The 17,083-nt window shown below is 60.5% G+C and carries 18 protein-coding genes; 16 read left to right on the plus strand and 2 right to left on the minus strand.

What is annotated here, in order from left to right:
* Positions 1-189 precede the first annotated feature (189 nt).
* On the plus strand, positions 190-1,917 hold the full coding sequence (locus HHJ17_RS13455; RefSeq protein WP_296502028.1) for a methyl-accepting chemotaxis protein: 1,728 nt from the start codon (positions 190-192) through the stop codon (positions 1,915-1,917).
* A gap of 208 nt (positions 1,918-2,125) precedes the next feature.
* Here the strand turns inward: HHJ17_RS13455 and HHJ17_RS13460 are convergent, their stop codons facing one another.
* Positions 2,126-2,836 carry a GntR family transcriptional regulator gene (locus tag HHJ17_RS13460; protein ID WP_296502030.1) on the minus strand — a complete coding sequence of 237 codons (711 nt, stop codon included), beginning with the start codon at positions 2,834-2,836 and terminating at the stop codon, positions 2,126-2,128.
* On the minus strand, positions 2,836-4,542 hold the full coding sequence (locus tag HHJ17_RS13465) for a sigma-54-dependent Fis family transcriptional regulator (protein ID WP_296502032.1): 1,707 nt from the start codon (positions 4,540-4,542) through the stop codon (positions 2,836-2,838). Before HHJ17_RS13465 ends, HHJ17_RS13460 begins: the two co-directional genes overlap by 1 nt.
* A 328-nt stretch (positions 4,543-4,870) precedes the next feature.
* On the opposite strand from HHJ17_RS13465, the gene HHJ17_RS13470 reads away from it, so the two are divergent.
* From HHJ17_RS13470 to HHJ17_RS13540, 15 genes are all read left to right on the plus strand, one after another.
* Positions 4,871-5,146 carry a phenol hydroxylase subunit gene (locus tag HHJ17_RS13470; RefSeq protein ID WP_366557542.1) on the plus strand — a complete coding sequence of 92 codons (276 nt, stop codon included), beginning with the start codon at positions 4,871-4,873 and terminating at the stop codon, positions 5,144-5,146.
* Positions 5,147-5,184: 38 nt separating this feature from the next.
* The gene (locus tag HHJ17_RS13475) at positions 5,185-6,183 is read left to right on the plus strand and encodes a phenol hydroxylase (protein ID WP_296502034.1); all 999 of its coding nucleotides are present in this window, start codon (positions 5,185-5,187) and stop codon (positions 6,181-6,183) included.
* Between the two features lie 31 nt (positions 6,184-6,214).
* Positions 6,215-6,484, plus strand: coding sequence for an MmoB/DmpM family protein (locus HHJ17_RS13480; protein ID WP_296502036.1), 270 nt, complete (start codon positions 6,215-6,217; stop codon positions 6,482-6,484).
* Positions 6,485-6,510: 26 nt separating this feature from the next.
* Positions 6,511-8,070 carry an aromatic/alkene/methane monooxygenase hydroxylase/oxygenase subunit alpha gene (locus tag HHJ17_RS13485; RefSeq protein ID WP_296502038.1) on the plus strand — a complete coding sequence of 520 codons (1,560 nt, stop codon included), beginning with the start codon at positions 6,511-6,513 and terminating at the stop codon, positions 8,068-8,070.
* On the plus strand, positions 8,067-8,423 hold the full coding sequence (locus HHJ17_RS13490; protein ID WP_296502039.1) for a phenol hydroxylase subunit P4: 357 nt from the start codon (positions 8,067-8,069) through the stop codon (positions 8,421-8,423). The genes HHJ17_RS13485 and HHJ17_RS13490 overlap by 4 nt, the downstream gene beginning before the upstream one ends.
* A 17-nt stretch (positions 8,424-8,440) precedes the next feature.
* On the plus strand, positions 8,441-9,505 hold the full coding sequence (locus tag HHJ17_RS13495) for a phenol 2-monooxygenase domain-containing protein (RefSeq protein WP_296502040.1): 1,065 nt from the start codon (positions 8,441-8,443) through the stop codon (positions 9,503-9,505).
* A gap of 12 nt (positions 9,506-9,517) precedes the next feature.
* Positions 9,518-9,865 (plus strand): 2Fe-2S iron-sulfur cluster binding domain-containing protein, encoded by a 348-nt coding sequence (locus HHJ17_RS13500; protein WP_296502042.1) that lies wholly within the window; start codon positions 9,518-9,520, stop codon positions 9,863-9,865.
* A 25-nt stretch (positions 9,866-9,890) separates the two neighbouring features.
* Positions 9,891-10,835, plus strand: a complete 945-nt coding sequence (locus HHJ17_RS13505) for a catechol 2,3-dioxygenase (protein WP_296502044.1) — start codon at positions 9,891-9,893, stop codon at positions 10,833-10,835.
* Between the two features lie 137 nt (positions 10,836-10,972).
* The gene (locus tag HHJ17_RS13510; protein ID WP_296502046.1) at positions 10,973-11,452 is read left to right on the plus strand and encodes a heme-binding protein; all 480 of its coding nucleotides are present in this window, start codon (positions 10,973-10,975) and stop codon (positions 11,450-11,452) included.
* A 37-nt stretch (positions 11,453-11,489) separates the two neighbouring features.
* A complete protein-coding gene (locus tag HHJ17_RS13515; RefSeq protein WP_296502048.1) occupies positions 11,490-12,950 on the plus strand; it encodes a 2-hydroxymuconic semialdehyde dehydrogenase in 1,461 nt (486 codons plus the stop codon).
* 10 nt (positions 12,951-12,960) lie between these two features.
* On the plus strand, positions 12,961-13,800 hold the full coding sequence (locus HHJ17_RS13520; RefSeq protein ID WP_296502049.1) for an alpha/beta fold hydrolase: 840 nt from the start codon (positions 12,961-12,963) through the stop codon (positions 13,798-13,800).
* 116 nt (positions 13,801-13,916) lie between these two features.
* Positions 13,917-14,699 (plus strand): 2-oxopent-4-enoate hydratase, encoded by a 783-nt coding sequence (dmpE, locus tag HHJ17_RS13525; RefSeq protein WP_296502050.1) that lies wholly within the window; start codon positions 13,917-13,919, stop codon positions 14,697-14,699.
* 14 nt (positions 14,700-14,713) lie between these two features.
* Positions 14,714-15,304: an antibiotic biosynthesis monooxygenase gene (locus HHJ17_RS13530; protein WP_296502051.1), complete on the plus strand. Its 591-nt coding sequence runs from the start codon at positions 14,714-14,716 to the stop codon at positions 15,302-15,304.
* Positions 15,305-15,316: 12 nt separating this feature from the next.
* Positions 15,317-16,111 carry an SDR family oxidoreductase gene (locus tag HHJ17_RS13535; RefSeq protein WP_296502053.1) on the plus strand — a complete coding sequence of 265 codons (795 nt, stop codon included), beginning with the start codon at positions 15,317-15,319 and terminating at the stop codon, positions 16,109-16,111.
* Positions 16,112-16,132: 21 nt separating this feature from the next.
* Positions 16,133-17,080 carry an acetaldehyde dehydrogenase (acetylating) gene (locus HHJ17_RS13540; RefSeq protein ID WP_296502056.1) on the plus strand — a complete coding sequence of 316 codons (948 nt, stop codon included), beginning with the start codon at positions 16,133-16,135 and terminating at the stop codon, positions 17,078-17,080.
* Positions 17,081-17,083: the final 3 nt, after the last annotated feature.

A 17,083-nucleotide genomic window follows, 5' to 3' on the forward strand; every position in this document is an offset into this window, starting at 1 on the left:
ATGTTGGGCACTAATGATATTTTTTCTTGAGAAATGCAATTTTTAGTGGGTCGCGGAATGACTAACCCACAGCACAAAATATGCCAAGAAGACGCTACACAAATATTCAAAAATGAGAGAAGAACAAGCTTCAATTTTCTAAAGAAAAGATGCTTGAAGCCTACTTACTCCTATAAAACGCGAACCCCCATGTATAAAAATATTCGTATCACCCATCGCATGTTGTCGGTATTGGTGATTTACTGGATTACTTTCTTGATCACGGTAGCCGTTGGCTGGACAGGTCTTCACTTAGCCAGTGAAAGCCTCAAAAGTGTGCATGAAATCCGTATGGGGTCGACACTGAAATTAAATAAAATTTCTAATCTTCTGGATCAAAACAAAAGTCAAATTTTGTTGGCGTTTCAGCATGACCCCGCTAGCCCACTCGCCTCAATGCATGACCATCCTTTGGCTACTCACCTGGAGGTCATCAGCAAAAACAGTGAGGTCATTGAGAAGCTTTGGCGAGACTACTTGACCAATCCCCACTCGCCTGAAGAAGCCGTCTTAGCTAAAGAGGTTGAGATAAAGCGTGCTGCTTGGTTAGATAAATTTACGCAGACGGTTATCGCCCTAAATAATCAAGACTTCTCTTCGGCGACCATGGCCAAGTTTTTACTGGCCGCGCGAACTGAAGGCCAAGCGAATGTTGATGCCACGAGTGCCCTCATCGATCAGCAGACCCAAATGGCGAAAGAAGAAGTTGCAAAGGCTGAGCTGAACTACCACCGCATCTTGGTTGTATTTTTACTGGGTGCCGTGCTGGGTGGCCTGCCGGCGTCCGTCATCATGACTACTGCGTTACGCCGCTTGAGCACAGGATTTGCGTTGGTGACGACGACTGCAGGCGCCATTGCGCAGGGTGATCTGTCCCAATCCGTCGCCGCTGACGGCCGTGATGAAATTGGACAGATGCTGAGTCAGTTGGCGCAGATGCAGGAAAACCTGGCGAAAGTTGTCGCCGACGTACGCATCGGCTCGGAGAGCGTGGCCACCGCCAGTTCGCAGATTGCCTCCGGCAACCACGACCTCTCGGCCCGCACCGAACAACAGGCCAGCGCCCTGGAAGAAACCGCCGCTTCCATGGAAGAGCTCAGCGCCACCGTCAAACAAAACGCCGACAGTGCCCGCCAAGCCAACCAGCTGGCCCTGAGCGCCAGCACCACCGCCATCCAGGGTGGCGAGGTCGTCAACCAGGTGGTCGACACCATGAAGCACATCAACGACAGCTCCAACCGGATCGCCGACATCATCAGTGTGATTGACGGCATTGCCTTCCAGACCAATATTCTGGCTTTGAATGCCGCGGTGGAAGCCGCCCGTGCGGGCGAGCAGGGCCGCGGCTTTGCGGTGGTGGCCAGCGAGGTGCGCAGTTTGGCCGGGCGCTCGGCGGAAGCCGCCAAGGAGATCAAGGGCTTGATCAATGCCAGCGTGGAGCGGGTCGAGCAAGGTTGCGTTCTGGTCGATCAGGCCGGCACCACCATGACGGAAGTCGTGAGCTCCATCAAACGCGTGACCGACCTCATGGGCGAGATCAGTGCCGCCAGCAACGAGCAAAGCCAGGGCGTGTCGCAAGTGGGCGAGGCGGTCATGCAAATGGACCAGGTGACGCAGCAAAACGCCGCCTTGGTCGAAGAAATGGCGGCGGCGGCCAGCAGCCTGAAGTCGCAGGCGCAAGAACTGGTCGGCACGGTGGCGGTGTTCAAACTGAGCTCGGGCACGGTCCCCGTTCGCGCGACCAGTCCGCAAAAACAGGCCTTTAAAGGCGTCGAGAAACGGAGCAACCGACCGGCCCGACTGACCCCGCCGCGTGTGGCCCTGCCACCCGGAAAATCAACATCGACCCAAAACAACACGGAATGGGAAAGCTTTTAAGCACCGTGAGAACCAACCTACCCGTCACCGAGCGCGAATACCAGTTCCCTGGTAGGGAGACCTTGCTCTCTGACACTGACAAGACCAGTCACATTTCGTATGCCAATGCGGCGTTTATCTGGACCAGTGGCTACGCCCCTTGCGAGTTGATGGCGCAAAGCGCTACCGCTGCCAGCAGCATGGCCAACCAGCAAAGTGGAGGCGATGCTCATCCGAGCTGGGTCTGGCGTTTGACGATGTCGTGCGTCAAACGCACATGGGCCTCCAGGGCCAGGGCAGCACGCGCTTCCTGATGGTCAAGGGTGGCGCGAAAAATATCTTCGTGTTCGCGGTGCACATCGCGCCCGCTGGCGTGGGCCGCGGTCAGGCGCCAGTTGATGTTGCGGTAGCGCTCGGCGTGGCGGTACAGGATCGACAGCAGGTACTTGCTCCAGGTCGAATCGAAGCCGGCAATCAGTGCCTCATGAAAGGCCTTGTTGCGCCGCTCCCAGCGGTCTGAGCCGGACTCTGCGAGATCCACTTCGGTCTTGGTCAGCAGTTCGTAACTTTGAACCAGCGCGGCTTCCCATTGCGCATCGCCATGGCGGATGGACTGGCGCAAGGCCTCGGTTTCCAGCATCACGCGCGTGTTGGTCACGTCTTCTAGATCGGCCAGTGAGATCGGTGTCACCCGAAAACCGCGCTGCCCCTCGGAGGTGACCAACGCGTCAGACACCAGCAGGGACAAGGCCTCGCGCAATGTCCCGGCACCGACCTCGTACTGGTCCTTCAGGTGCTCTACGCGCAGTCGCTCGCCGGGGGCGAGCTTGCCGCACACCACGTCATGGCGCAGGCTTAAGTAAGCGCGTTCGACCAGGGTGCGGGGCACCACCGTGTCAGGGTCCGGGTCGGTCCCCAGTTTTTTTTGAATGGTTGACATCAAATTGCTCCGGGTTCGCGGTTGAGTTCGGTTGTAGACGCGCCGCGATTCTGGCGCTGCTTTTGCCGGTAGGCCATTTGCGGACGGGTCAGACCCAGCAGGCGTGCCGCCTCCGACAAGTTGCCCCGGGCGCGCGCCATCGCATGGTCCAGCACGCGTGCCTCAATCTCTTCCAGTGAGCTGCCGCTGTCCAGAATGCGCGTGCTCAAGTCGTCGTCCTGCGCCGTTGGCAAGGGGACGAGATGGCCGTGCGCGTCCAGACTGGTCTGCGCCGCGTCAGGCTGGTTGGGAAAGAGATGTTCGACTTCGACCATGCCGGACTGGCTCGCAAGGATCACGCCACGCTCGACCAGGTTTTCCAGTTCGCGCACATTGCCCGGCCAGTCGTGCTGCAGCAGCGCCTGCAGCGCGCGCTCTTCAAAGCCCAGCACGCGCTTGCTGTGCAACACGCAAAAGCGGGCGAGCATGCCCTGGGCCAAGAGCTCGATGTCGGACTTGCGCTCGCGCAGCGGTGGAATACAGATGGGATAGATATTGAGGCGGTACATCAGGTCGCGCCGGAAACGCCCGGCCTCAACGGCTTTTTCCAGGTCGACATTGGTGGCCGCCACCAGGCGCACATTGACCTTGCGCGTGGTCTCTCCGCCCACCCGCTCGATCTCGCCTTCCTGCAAGACGCGCAGCAGTTTGGCTTGGGCTGCCAGCGGCATTTCTCCGACCTCGTCGAGCAGCAGGGTGCCGCCATCGGCGCGCTCAAAGCGGCCCGCACGCGCCGCGTGCGCGCCGGTGTAAGCGCCTTTTTCCACGCCAAACAGTTCGGCCTCAATCAGTTCGGCAGGCAGGGCCGCGCAATTCACCGCCACAAAAGGTCCACCGGCGCGGCTGGAGAGTTCGTGCAGGGCGCGCGCAAAACGCTCCTTGCCGACGCCAGTTTCTCCGGTCAACAACACGGTGGCCTGGGTTGGCGCCACCTTCTGCATCAAGGTGTAGGCCTTGCGAAAGGCGGTGGATTTGCCAATCAACTGGCCGCCCTGGCTGGCAGGCTCCAACGTGGATTTCAGGGCCTCCACCTGCGATTGCAGGGCTTCCATCTTTTCCATCAGGGAGTCGTCGGTGAAATACACGCGATGCGCCTCGCCGTCCGGCCATTCCTCAATCGGTCGGCCGATGATCTGACAATGGTCCGCGCCACAGGCGGCGCACTCGGTCTCCTTGAACAGGATCAGCCGGCCCATGAAGGCACTGGTATAGCCGCTGGCATAGCCCTGCAATGTCCAGCAGGCAGGCTCGTCCACCAGGCCGAACTTCTGCCGGTGGGCGTAGGCCTCCCAGGAATGGTCCCAGCGGAAGTCACCATAAAACTGGCCCGCCGCAATGTCGAAGCTGAGATTGACGGGGGTGACACGTGCTGCGCCTTCGAGCATGTGCAGCTGGGGTCCGACCATGAAACTGTCTTGCAAGGTCTCGCCGGGGCGCATCTTTTTGGCGTATTCGGCATCGGACAGGCCTGAGGCGTAGCCCATGCGCGTCAGGATGCGCCGCGCATGCTCAGCGCCGACCGAGCTCATCAGGTCCTGGCGCAAAGCGGCCAGTGCGTTGGTGTGCATCAGCACCATGCGCCGGTCACCCAGCCAGATCGCGCCACTGTCCGGCTCGAAGCGCAACAGGCGCCGCAAGTCACTGTCCGGGGGGTATTTGAGGCTCATGTGCAGATCATCTCGCGGTAGGGCTAAAAGGCCATTTTCTCGATATTTTGAATCCGTGACCAAACAGTCAGATTGCCTGATCGACTTCCTCAAATTGATCATTTGGTGAATTTTATCTGTTTTGAATGCATCAAATGCCGAAGTTTCCCTAATATGGCTGAATTATTGGTCTACGGGTAAGCCCTATCTCAGGCCAAATTCGACCCCGTTTCTTTGCGTGAGGTGGCCGGATTTGTAGGGGTTATCCCTTGAAATATCGAGATTTCAAGGGGTTTGCCATTTTTTGGCAAGGTCCTTGCAAAGTCATCACGGTAATACCCACCAAACCATGAACATGACATTCGCCCCATCAACAGCCCCGACCTCAGGGACCAACGCGCCGTGCAACGGTAGCCAGGAGTTCTCGCCTGTGCCCGCTGCTGCCGATGGACTCCGCTGCGATGTCACGCGCAAGTTTGTCCGCATCAAGCAAGTTCGTGCCGACGGTCTGGTGTGTTTTGAGTTCGCCATTGGCTGGCCTGAGTTGTTTGTTGACTTGATGTTGCCTCAAGCTGCCTTTGACGATTTTTGCGTCCAGCAGCACGTGCAACGTTTAAGCGATTGATTCCCAGCGCAGTTTCTTTTCTAAAAAGGATAGTTCACATGTCAGTAGATCTTCACACCCGTGAAATTAAGCCGTTACGCAACACTTATACGCAGACAGCGAAATACGTTGGCAATGACAAACCTGCCTCGCGCTACCAGGAGGCGACTTTGGGTACGCAGCCGACGGCCAATTTCCATTACCGCCCCACCTGGGACCCGGCGCACGAAATCTTTGATGCCTCCCGCTCGGCCATCAAGCTGCTCGACTGGAATGCCCTGCGCGACCCGCGGCAGTACTACTACGCCACCTGGACCATGGCCCGTGCACGCCAGCAGGATGCCATTGAGGCGAGTTACGAGTTCGTGGACTCCCGTGGCCTGCTCGCCAAGCTGCCCGACGCCGTGCGTTCCAAGGTGTGCCAGGTGCTGATGCCGCTGCGCCACGTGGCCTGGGGTGGCAATATGAACAACAGCTCGATTGGCGCTTATGGTTACGGCACGCCGTTTACGGCACCGGCCATGTTCCACGCCATGGACCAACTGGGCGCTGCGCAATTCATCACCCGCCTGGGCCTGGCGCTGGATGAGCCCGGTGTGTTGCAAGCCGGCAAGAACGACTGGCTGAAAGACGCCCGCTGGCAAGAGCTGCGCCACTACGTGGAAGACACACTGGTGTTGCAGGACCCGTTTGAACTCTTTATTGCCCAGAACTTTGCCCTGGACGGCCAGCTCTACCCGCTGATGTTCGGCAGCTTTGTGGACGATCACATCGTGCCGCAGGGTGGCACCGCGGTGGCCATGCTCACCGCCTTCATGCCCGAGTGGCACAGCGAGAGCGCGCGCTGGATTGATGCGGTACTCAAAGTCGCTGCCGCCGAATCGGCGGACAACAAGCAATTGATTGCTGGCTGGGTCAAGACCTGGGCCGATCGCGCCCAGATGGCGCTCGCTCCGGTGGCCGAACTCGCCCTGGGCGCTGAAGGCCAGCAGGCACTCCAGGAGGCACGCGCCAGCCTGGACCAGCGCGGCAAAAAGGCCGGCATCGCAGCCGCCTGAGCATCACAAAAAAATAAAAGGAGACACCCCCATGTCCAATGTATTCATTGCCTTCCAGGACAACGAAGATTCGCGTCCCATCATCGAAGCCATCCTGGCCGACAACGCCACGGCAGAGGCCAGCTACCCGACCGGTCTGGTGAGGATTGTTGCGCCCGACAGCCTGGTGATACGTCGCTCAACCATTGAAGAGCTGATTGGACGCTCCTTCAATCTGCAACAGATCCACGTCAACCTGGTGACTCTCTCAGGCCACATTGACGAAGACGACGACCAGCTCTCGCTGAGCTGGACGCACTGAACCCGAACACCCTCAGGAGACAAAAAATGGACACCCCTGTCATCAAGAAAAAGCTCGGTCTGAAGGACCGCTACGCCGCCATGACCCGCGACCTCGCCTGGGACACCACCTACCAGCCGATGGACAAGGTCTTCCCCTATGACAAATACGAGGGCATCAAGATCCACGACTGGGACAAATGGGAAGACCCGTTCCGCCTGACCATGGACGCCTACTGGAAGTACCAGGGCGAAAAAGAGAAGAAGCTGTATGCGGTGATTGAGGCTTTTGCCCAGAACAACGGCCAGCTCGGCATCACCGATGCGCGCTATGTCAATGCGCTCAAGCTGTTCCTGACCGGTGTCACGCCGCTGGAGTATTACGCCTACCGTGGCTTCGCCCATGCCGGGCGCCAGTTCACCGGCGCCGGTGCCCGCGTGGCCTGCCAGATGCAGTCGATTGACGAGTTGCGCCACTACCAGACCGAGACGCACGCCCTCAGTCACTACAACAAGTACTTCAACGGTCTGCACAGCCCGCAGCACATGTTTGACCGTGTGTGGTACCTGTCAGTGCCCAAGTCCTTCTTTGAAGATGCCTACAGCGGCGGACCCTTCGAGTTTCTCACCGCTGTCAGCTTCTCGTTTGAATACGTGCTGACCAACCTGTTGTTCGTGCCCTTTATGTCGGGTGCCGCGCACAACGGCGACATGTCCACCGTGACCTTTGGTTTCAGCGCGCAGTCGGATGAGTCGCGCCACATGACGCTGGGCATTGAGTGCATCAAGTTCATGCTGGAGCAGGACCCTGACAACGTGCCCATCGTGCAGGGCTGGATCGACAAATGGTTCTGGCGTGGTTACCGCCTGCTCAGCATCGTGGCCATGATGCAGGACTACATGTTGCCCAAGCGCGTGATGAGCTGGCGCGAAAGCTGGGAAATGTATGTGGAAGATAACGGCGAAGCCCTGTTCAAGGACCTGGCCCGCTATGGCATCCGCAAACCCAAGGGCTGGATACAGGCTTGCGAAGGCAAGGACCACATCAGCCACCAGACCTTCGCGGTGTTCTACAACTACAACGCCGCGGCGGCCATCCACACCTGGATTCCTGACGAGGGAGAAATGGCCTGGCTGTCGGAGAAGTACCCCGAGACTTTCGATTCGGTCTACAAACCGCGCTGGGACTACTGGCGTGAGCAGGCCGCGAAGGGCAACCGCTTCTACCAGAAGACCCTGCCCATGCTGTGCCAGACCTGCCAGATCCCCATGATCTTCACCGAGCCGGGCGATGCCACCAAGATCGCTTACCGCGAGTCCGACTACCTGGGCAACAAGTACCACTGCTGCAGCGACCACTGCAAGGAAATCTTTGACAACGAGCCCGAGAAGTATGTGCAGGCCTGGTTGCCACCGCATCAGATTTACCAGGGCAACTGCTTCAAGCCCGATGTCGATCCGACCAAGGAAGGCTTTGATCCGTTGCTGGCGGTGCTGGACTACTACAACATGAAGGTCGGCAGCGACAACTTCGACTTTGACGGTTCAGAAGACCAGAAGAACTTTGCCGCCTGGCGCGGCGATACCAACGAAGGAGCAAAAAAATGAGCGTCATCGCCCTCAAACCCTACAGCTTTCCTGCCAAGGACGTGCGGGAAAACTTCCCCGCACCGCTGCTCTTCATCGGCTGGGAAGACCACCTGATGTTTGGCACACCGATTGCCTTGCCCCTGCCACCGGACACGCCGTTTGGCGCACTAGGCGCGGCGGTGCTGCCCGGCACCTATGGCTACCACCCGGACTTTGCCAAGATCGATTGGAGCAAGGTCGAGTGGTTGAAGTCGGGCCAACCCTGGTCGCCCGATCCGGCCAAGTCGCTGGCTGAAAACGGCTTGAAGCACAAGGACGTAATCCGCTTTCGCACCCCCGGACTCTCGGGCCTGAACGGCTCCTGCAATTAAGCGCCACTGGACCGACCATGAGCTACCAACTGACCATTGAACCGCTAGGCGCCATCATCGAGGTGGAGGAGGGACAGACCCTGCTGGATGCCGCCTTGCGCCAGGGCATCTACATTCCACACGCTTGTGGCCACGGTCTGTGCGGTACCTGCAAGGTTCAGGTCAGTGACGGTGACGTGGACCATGGCCACGCCAACCCGTTTGCCTTGATGGACTTTGAGCGTGACGCCGGCAAGACCCTCGCCTGCTGTGCAACGCTGCAAAGCGATGCCTGCATCGAGGCGGACATTGACGAAGACCCGGACGCGCAGGTGATCCCGGTGCGCGACTTTCACACCACGGTGTCGCGCATTGAGACCCTGACGCCCACCATCAAGGCGATCTATCTCAAGCTCGATAGCCCGGTGCATTTTCAGGCCGGGCAGTATGTGCAGGTGGTGATTCCCGGCATCGAAGGCAGTCGCGCGTTCTCCATTGCCAACTCGCCGGCGCAGGTGCAGGCCACGGGTGAAATTGAACTCAATGTGCGCATGGTTCCCGGCGGCGCGGGCACCACCTGGCTGCACCAGAGCCTGAAGGCGGGCGACAGCCTGCAGATCTCCGGACCCTATGGACGCTTCCTGGTGCGCAAGTCGGCCAAGCTGCCGCTGGTGTTCATGGCGGGCGGATCGGGCTTGTCAAGTCCACGCTCCATGATCCATGACCTGCTGGAAGAGCAGAGCCAGCAGCCCATGACCCTGGTCTACGGTCAGCGCACGCGCGAAGAGCTGTACTACGACGATGCGTTTCGTGAACTTGCCGCCCAGTACCCGCACTTCACGTATGTGCCGACGCTGTCCGGGGAACCTGAAGGATCAGATTGGGCGGGGGCGCGAGGCTATGTCCATGATGTGGCCAAGGCGCACTTTGGTGGCACCTTTGCAGGCCACCAGGCCTATCTGTGCGGACCACCGGTGATGATTGAAGCCTGCATTTCGACCCTGATGCAGGGACGGTTGTATGAGCGTGATATCTACACCGAAAAGTTTCTTTCAGCGGCCGATACCAACCAGCAGCGCAGTCCGTTGTTCAAGCGAGTTTGAGGAGCCATCACCATGTTGTTCGACACCCGCCCCAAGGTCAGCGTGCACGTCGCGCAAACCAACGAAACCTATCTGTGTGCGAATGATGAAAGTCTGTTGCAAGGCATGCTGCGCCTGGGTCGCAAAGGCATCCCGGTGGGCTGCGTCAACGGCGGTTGTGGTGTCTGCAAGGTCCACGTTCTCGAGGGGCAATGCCGCCCCTTGGGCCCCATCAGCCGCGCGCATGTCAGTGCCGCAGAGGAAGCACACGGTTTTACCCTGGCCTGCCGTGTCGCACCCATCACTCCTGTTCAGTTGGAGGTGGTTGGTAAATTTGAAAAGCCGTTTCGCAGAGGGTTTACCACCGCGGTAAATCCCTGATTATTTTTACAACGAGGAGACATCAATGGGTATCTTACGTATCGGTCACGTCAGCCTTCGGGTGATGGACATGGCAGCCGCGCTCAAGCACTATGAAAACGTGCTGGGCATGAAAAAAACCATGGAGGACAAGCACGGTAACGTGTACCTCAAGTGCTGGGACGAGTGGGACAAATACTCGCTGGTGCTGACCCCGTCCGACCAGGCTGGCATGAACCACGTCGCCTACAAGGTCGAGAGCGATGCCGACCTGGACGATCTGCAACAGAAGGTCGAAGCCTACGGTATTCCTACCACGGTACTGCCAGAAGGCACGCTGCCGTCGACCGGTCGCATGCTGCAGTTCAACCTGCCCAGCGGCCACGAGATGCGGCTCTATGCGATGAAAGAATACGTCGGCACCGAGGTCGGCACCGAGAATCCGGACCCGTGGCCCGACAACATCAAAGGCGCTGGCGCGCACTGGCTGGATCACTGTCTGTTGATGTGCGAGCTCAACCCGGAAACCGGCGTCAACAAGGTGGCCGAGAACACCAAGTTTGTGATGGAGGTGCTCGACTTCTTCCTCACGGAACAGATCCTGGTCGGCCCCACCGGTGACATGCAGGCCGCCACCTGGCTGGCGCGCTCCACCACGCCGCACGACATCGCCTTTGTCGGCGGCCCGCGTATGGGTCTGCATCACATCGCGTATTTCCTGGATTCGTGGAACGACATCCTGAAGGCCGCCGACATCATGGGAAAAACGAAGACCAAGATCGACGTCGCCCCCACGCGCCACGGCATCACACGCGGCGAGACGATCTATTTCTTTGACCCGAGCGGCAACCGCAACGAAACCTTCGCCGGCCTGGGTTACCTGGCACAGCGCGACCGGCCTGTGACCACCTGGTCGGAAGACCATTTGGGCAGCGGCATCTTCTTTCACACGGGGGAGATGGTGTCGTCGTTCACAGAGGTGTACACCTGATCTATCCCATGAACCCTTTGCACAGGCAAGCCCTGGTGCGAAGGGTTAACGCTGAAGAGAATGAGAACGCATGAAAAAAACCATCATTGCCATGGCTGTATTTTCAGTTGTGAATGACTTTGGGGGCGCTTAAGCCTATGAGCAGCACGACGACCAAATTCGCACTTCAGTGCAGGGGAGATGCGCAGTCTCTCAGCGTGCCATTGCGGACCATTGACTGGCACGCGGCCTACCAAGCCATCGGTGCGGCAGTGCAAGCCGCCGAGGCCCTGGGCGTGCGCGTCAATGTGGCGGTGGTGGACGCTTCCGGCGTGCTGGCGGCTTTTTTGCGCATGCCGGGTGCGCCGCTGCATTCGGTCGACATCGCCATTGACAAGGCCTACACCGCCGCCAGCTTTGGCCTGGCGACCAGCCAGTGGACCGATGCCTTGCAGCAGCACTCCAGCGCCGTGCGGGAAGGCCTGGTGCTCCGACCGCGCTTCGTCGCTTTTGGCGGCGGCCTGCCGGTGCTGGAAAACGGTCAACGCATTGGCGGCATCGGCGTCTCTGGTGGCTCGGAGCAGGAGGATGAAGCCTGCGCCCGCGCCGGACTGACGGCCATCGGATTGAACAACTAAGGGCGAAGAGCCAAGCACCATTTCACGAGAGAAAAATATGAAAGACTTCAAGAACTTCATCAACGGCGACTACGTCACCAATGTCAGCGGCAGAACCTACGAGAAGCGCAATCCGGTCGACAATTCGCTGATCGGCCTCGTTCATGAGGCTGGCCAACCCGAAGTCAATGCCGCCGTCGCCGCCGCCAAGGCCGCATTGCATGGCCCCTGGGGTCAGCTGTCGGTGGTGGACCGGGTCGCCATGCTGGACGCGGTGGCCAACGAGATCAACCGTCGTTTTGATGACTTCTTGCAAGCCGAAATTGCCGACACCGGCAAACCGCTTAGTCTGGCCTCGCACATCGACATCCCGCGCGGTGCCGCCAACTTCAAGATTTTTGCCGACACCATCAAAAACGCCTCGACCGAATCGTTCGAGATGCGCACCCCCGATGGCAAGACCGCGCGCAGCTACGGCGTGCGCACCCCGCGCGGCGTCATCGCCGTGGTCTGCCCGTGGAACCTGCCGCTGCTGCTGATGACCTGGAAGGTCGGCCCGGCGCTGGCTTGCGGCAACACCGTGGTCGTCAAGCCCTCCGAATGCACGCCGGGCACCGCCACCCTGCTGGGCGAGGTGATGAACAAGGTCGGCGTGCCACCTGGCGTCTACAACGTGGTGAACGGCTTTGGCGTCGATTCCGCTGGCGCCTTCCTCACCGCGCATCCGGATGTGAACGGCATCACCTTCACCGGCGAAACCAAGACCGGCACCGCCATCATGAAAGCCGGCGCCGACGGCATCCGTCCGGTGTCGCTGGAGCTGGGTGGCAAGAACGCCGCCGTCGTGTTTGCCGACTGCGATTTCGAGAACGCCGTCAACACCGTCACCCGTTCGGCCTTTGAGAACTGTGGCCAGGTTTGCCTGGGCACCGAGCGCGTGTACGTCGAGCGCCCGATCTTTGACAAGTTCGTGGCCGCGCTCAAACTCAAGGCCGAGGGCATGAAGCCGGGCCGCCCGTTCGATGCCGACACCAAGATCGGCCCGCTGGTCAGCAAGATTCACCAGAAGAAGGTGCTGTCCTACTACGCCAAGGCCAAGGCCGAAGGTGCCACCATTGTCTTTGGCGGCGGCGTGCCCGACATGCCGGACGAGCTGAAGGACGGCTGCTGGGTGCAACCCACCATCTGGACCGGCCTGCCGGAAACCGCCTCCGTCGTGCGCGAAGAAATCTTCGGCCCCTGCTGCCACATCCAGCCCTTCGACACCGAAGAAGAAGCGGTGCGTTTGGCGAACGACACCAAGTACGGTTTGGCGACTTCGATCTACACGCAGGACATCAGCCGCGCCAGCCGTCTGGCGACGCAGATCGAAGTGGGTCTGTGCTGGATCAACAGCTGGTTTTTGCGCGACCTGCGCACCTCGTTCGGCGGCTCCAAGCAGTCCGGCATCGGGCGTGAAGGCGGCGTCCATTCGCTCGAGTTCTACACCGAGCTGCGCAACGTGATGATCAAGTATTGAAAGTCCATTCATGAGTCATAACCCTGAAATCAGCAAGTCCATCGTTGCCAACGGCATCGTTACCAACTACCACGACATCGGCTCCGGTTTTCCGGTGCTGTTGATCCACGGTTCCGGTCCCGGCGTCAGTGCCTGGGCCAACTGGCGCCTGACGATTCCGGCGTTGGCCGGGCAGCGCCGGGTGATTGCGCCGGACATGGTCGGCTTCGGCTTCAGCGAGAGGCCCGCCGGGATCCGCTACAACCTGGATACCTGGGTGGCCCAGGCGATTGGCCTGCTCGACGCGCTGGAGATCGACTGCGCCGACCTCGTGGGCAACTCGTTCGGCGGCGGGTTGGCACTGGCGCTGGCGATTCGCCATCCAACACGGGTCCGGCGGCTGGTGCTGATGGGCGCTGCCGGCGTGTCGTTCCCGATCACGCCCGGTCTGGATGCGGTCTGGGGTTATCAGCCGTCGATTGCGAACATGCGCAAGCTGCTCGACGTCTTTGCCTTTGACCGCACGCTGATGACCGATGAACTGGCCGAGTTGCGGTACAAGGCCAGCATCCAGCCCGGTTTTCAGGAAGCGTTCGAGACGATGTTCCCGGCGCCGCGGCAAAACGGTGTGGACGCGCTGGCCAGCCGGGAAGAAGACATCCGTGCGCTGCCGCACGAGACGCTGGTGGTCCACGGTCGCGAGGACAAGGTGCTTCCGCTGTCCAACTCGCTGACCCTGGCGCAATGGATTTCTCGCTCGCAATTACATGTCTATGGTCGCTGCGGCCACTGGACCCAAATCGAACACGCCGCACGCTTTAACCAGCTGGTCGAGAATTTTTTATCCGAAGCGGATACGCTGAAGGCCTGAGCCCACTTTCAATTTACTATTGTTTTAATAGCTGTCTGCGCTTATTGCATAAGGGCTAGAGGCCTAAAACATATAAAAAATTATTCTTCCATTCAACCGACAGGACTTATTTACCTATGGACGCCAAACTGATCGAAACCCTGGGCGACGAGCTGTTCCACGCCATGAGCACGCAAACCGTGGTCGAGCCGTTGACCAACCGCCACCCCGACATCACCATCGAGCACGCGTACCACATCCAGCAGCGCATGCTGTCACGCCGCTTGAGCGCAGGCGAGCGCATCGTCGGCAAAAAAATCGGCGTCACCTCGGCGGCGGTGATGAACATGCTGGGCGTGTACCAGCCCGACTTCGGCTATCTGCTCGACGGCATGATCTACAACGAAGGCCAGTCCATCGATGCCAGCACGCTGATCCAGCCCAAGGCCGAGGGCGAGATTGCCTTCATTCTGAAAAAAGACCTGATGGGCCCCGGCATCAGCAACGCCGACGTGCTGGCCGCCACCGAGTGTGTGATGCCGTGCTTCGAGATCGTCGATTCGCGCATCCGCGACTGGAAGATCAAGATCCAGGACACCGTGGCCGACAACGCCTCTTGCGGCGTGTTCGTGCTGGGCGACTGCGCGGTGGACCCGCGCCGCATCGACCTCTCCACCTGCGGCATGGTGCTGGAAAAAAACGGCGAGATCATTGGCACCGGCGCCGGCGCTGCCGCGCTGGGCTCGCCGGTGAATGCGGTGGCCTGGCTGGCCAACACGCTCGGTCGCCTGGGCATCGGCCTGAAGGCCGGTGAGGTCATCCTGTCAGGCGCGCTGGCGGCCATGTCACCGGCCAAGACCGGCGACAACTTCCGCGTGTCGATCGGCGGCATGGGCAGCTGCTCGGTGCGCTTTCACTAGGGTTGGAGACAGCCATGTCAATCGCGAACCTCGACAAACCCTCTGGCGCGGTCACGGTGCTGGTCACGCGCCGCGTCAAGGTCGGGCACGAGGCCGCGTTCGAGCAGGCCTCCAGCGACATGACGGCCGCCGCCAGCGCGTTCCCGGGTTACCTCGGCGGCCAGCTGGTGCATCCCGACGAAGAGGGGAGCGGCGACGAGCCTCATCTCTACCATGTGGTGTTCGCGTTTGACAACGCGGAACATCTGCAGGGCTGGCAACAGTCGCCGACCCGCTCGCTAGGGCTGGCGGCGATTGCGCCGCATATCGAAGGCCAGACGGTGCGTCAGGTCAGCGGCCTCGGCCACTGGTTTGCCGCGCCGGTCGGCCCCAAGCAGAATCCGCCACCGCGCTGGAAAGTAGCGGTCGTCACTTGGCTCGGCATCTGCCCCACGGTGTTCGTGTTGTTCTTGCTGCTGGGGCCGCTGCTGGCGCCGTGGCCTTTGTTGCCCCGGGTGATGCTGCTGACCGCGCTGGTGGTACTCGCCATGACCTGGCTGGTGGCACCCCAACTCACTCAACTGCTCAAGCCCTGGCTGTACCCGGCCACGCGCAGCACCACTTGACAAGGAATCGGGATGGATCTTCAACTCAAAGGCAAGCGCGCGTTGGTCACCGGCTCCACCTCCGGCATCGGCTGGGCCACGGCGCGTGAGCTGGCGGCCGAGGGTGCGCACGTCATCGTCAACGGGCGTGACCCGGTCCGGCTGGCCCATGCCGTCGAACGCATTCAGGCCGACGTGCCGGGCGCCACTATTGACGGCGTGCAGGCTGATCTGTCCAGCGCCGCCGGCTGCCAGCGCCTGCTGGACGCGGCAGGCGAGGCGGATATTTTGGTCAACAACCTCGGCATCTTCGAGCCCAAGGTGTTTGAGCAGATTAGCGACGAAGAGTGGCAGCGCTTCTTCGAAGTCAACGTGCTGAGTGGTGTGCGCTTGAGCCGCCACCACCTGCCGCGCATGAAGGCGCGCGGCTGGGGCCGCATTGTTTTTATCTCCAGCGAATCGGGCATTTGCCCGCCCGCTGACATGGTGCATTACGGCATGACGAAATCGGCCCAGCTGTCGGTGTCGCGCGGGCTGGCGGAGACCTGTATCGGCACCGGCGTCACGGTCAATGCCGTGCTGCCCGGCCCCACGCGCACCGAAGGCGTGGGCGCGTTCTTTGCCACGCTGGCGCGTGAGGCGGGCCAGACGCTGGCCGAGGCGGAGCGTGACTTTTTTAAATTTGACCGTCCGACTTCGCTCTTGCAGCGCTTCATTGAGCCCACCGAAGTCGCGGCCATGGTGACCTATGTTTGCAGCCCGCGTGCGGCCGCCACCAACGGCGCAGCGCTGCGCGTTGAAGGCGGCGTCGTGCGTTCCATTATCTAAATTTATACCTACGGAGACCTTATGAAAAAAATCAAATGCGCCCTGATCGGGCCCGGCAATATCGGCACCGACCTGCTGGCCAAACTGCAACGCAGCAAGGTCTTGGAGCCGGTCTGGATGGTGGGGATTGACCCCGAATCGGACGGCCTGAAACGCGCCCGCGAGATGGGCATCAAAACCACCGCCGACGGTGTCGACGGCTTGCTGCCTCATGTGCTGGCCGATGGCGTGCAGATCGCCTTTGACGCCACCAGCGCCTACGTGCACGCCGAGAACTCGCGCAAGCTCAACGCCCTGGGCGTGATGATGATCGACCTGACGCCGGCCGCCATCGGCCCGTTTTGCGTGCCACCGGTGAACCTGATGGAACACCTGGGCAAGGGCGAGATGAACGTCAACATGGTGACCTGCGGCGGCCAGGCGACCATCCCGATGGTGGCCGCGGTCAGCCGCGTGCAACCGGTGGCCTATGGCGAAATCGTCGCCACCGTGTCGAGCCGCTCGGTCGGCCCCGGCACCCGCAAGAACATCGACGAGTTCACCCGCACCACGTCCGGCGCGGTCGAGAAAGTGGGCGGTGCCAAACAAGGCAAGGCCATCATCATCATCAACCCGGCCGAGCCGCCGCTGATGATGCGCGACACCGTGCACTGCCTGACCGAAACCACGCCGGATCAAGCCAAGATCACGGCCTCGATTCACCAGATGCTGGCCGAGGTGCAAAAGTACGTACCGGGCTACCGCCTGGTCAACGGCCCGGTGTTTGAAGGCAACCGCGTCTCGGTCTACATGGAGGTCGAAGGCCTGGGCGACTACCTGCCCAAATACGCCGGCAACCTCGACATCATGACGGCCGCCGCTGCCCGCACGGCAGAGATGTTCGCCGAAGAAATCCTCGCCGGCCGCCTCACGCTCAAGGCCACTGCTGCGCCCGCAGATGCACCCGTCTCTACCCCGGCGTTTGCCTGAACC

It is taken from the genome of Rhodoferax sp. (genome assembly GCF_012927445.1).
Taxonomy (GTDB): Bacteria; Pseudomonadota; Gammaproteobacteria; order Burkholderiales; family Burkholderiaceae_C; genus Rhodoferax.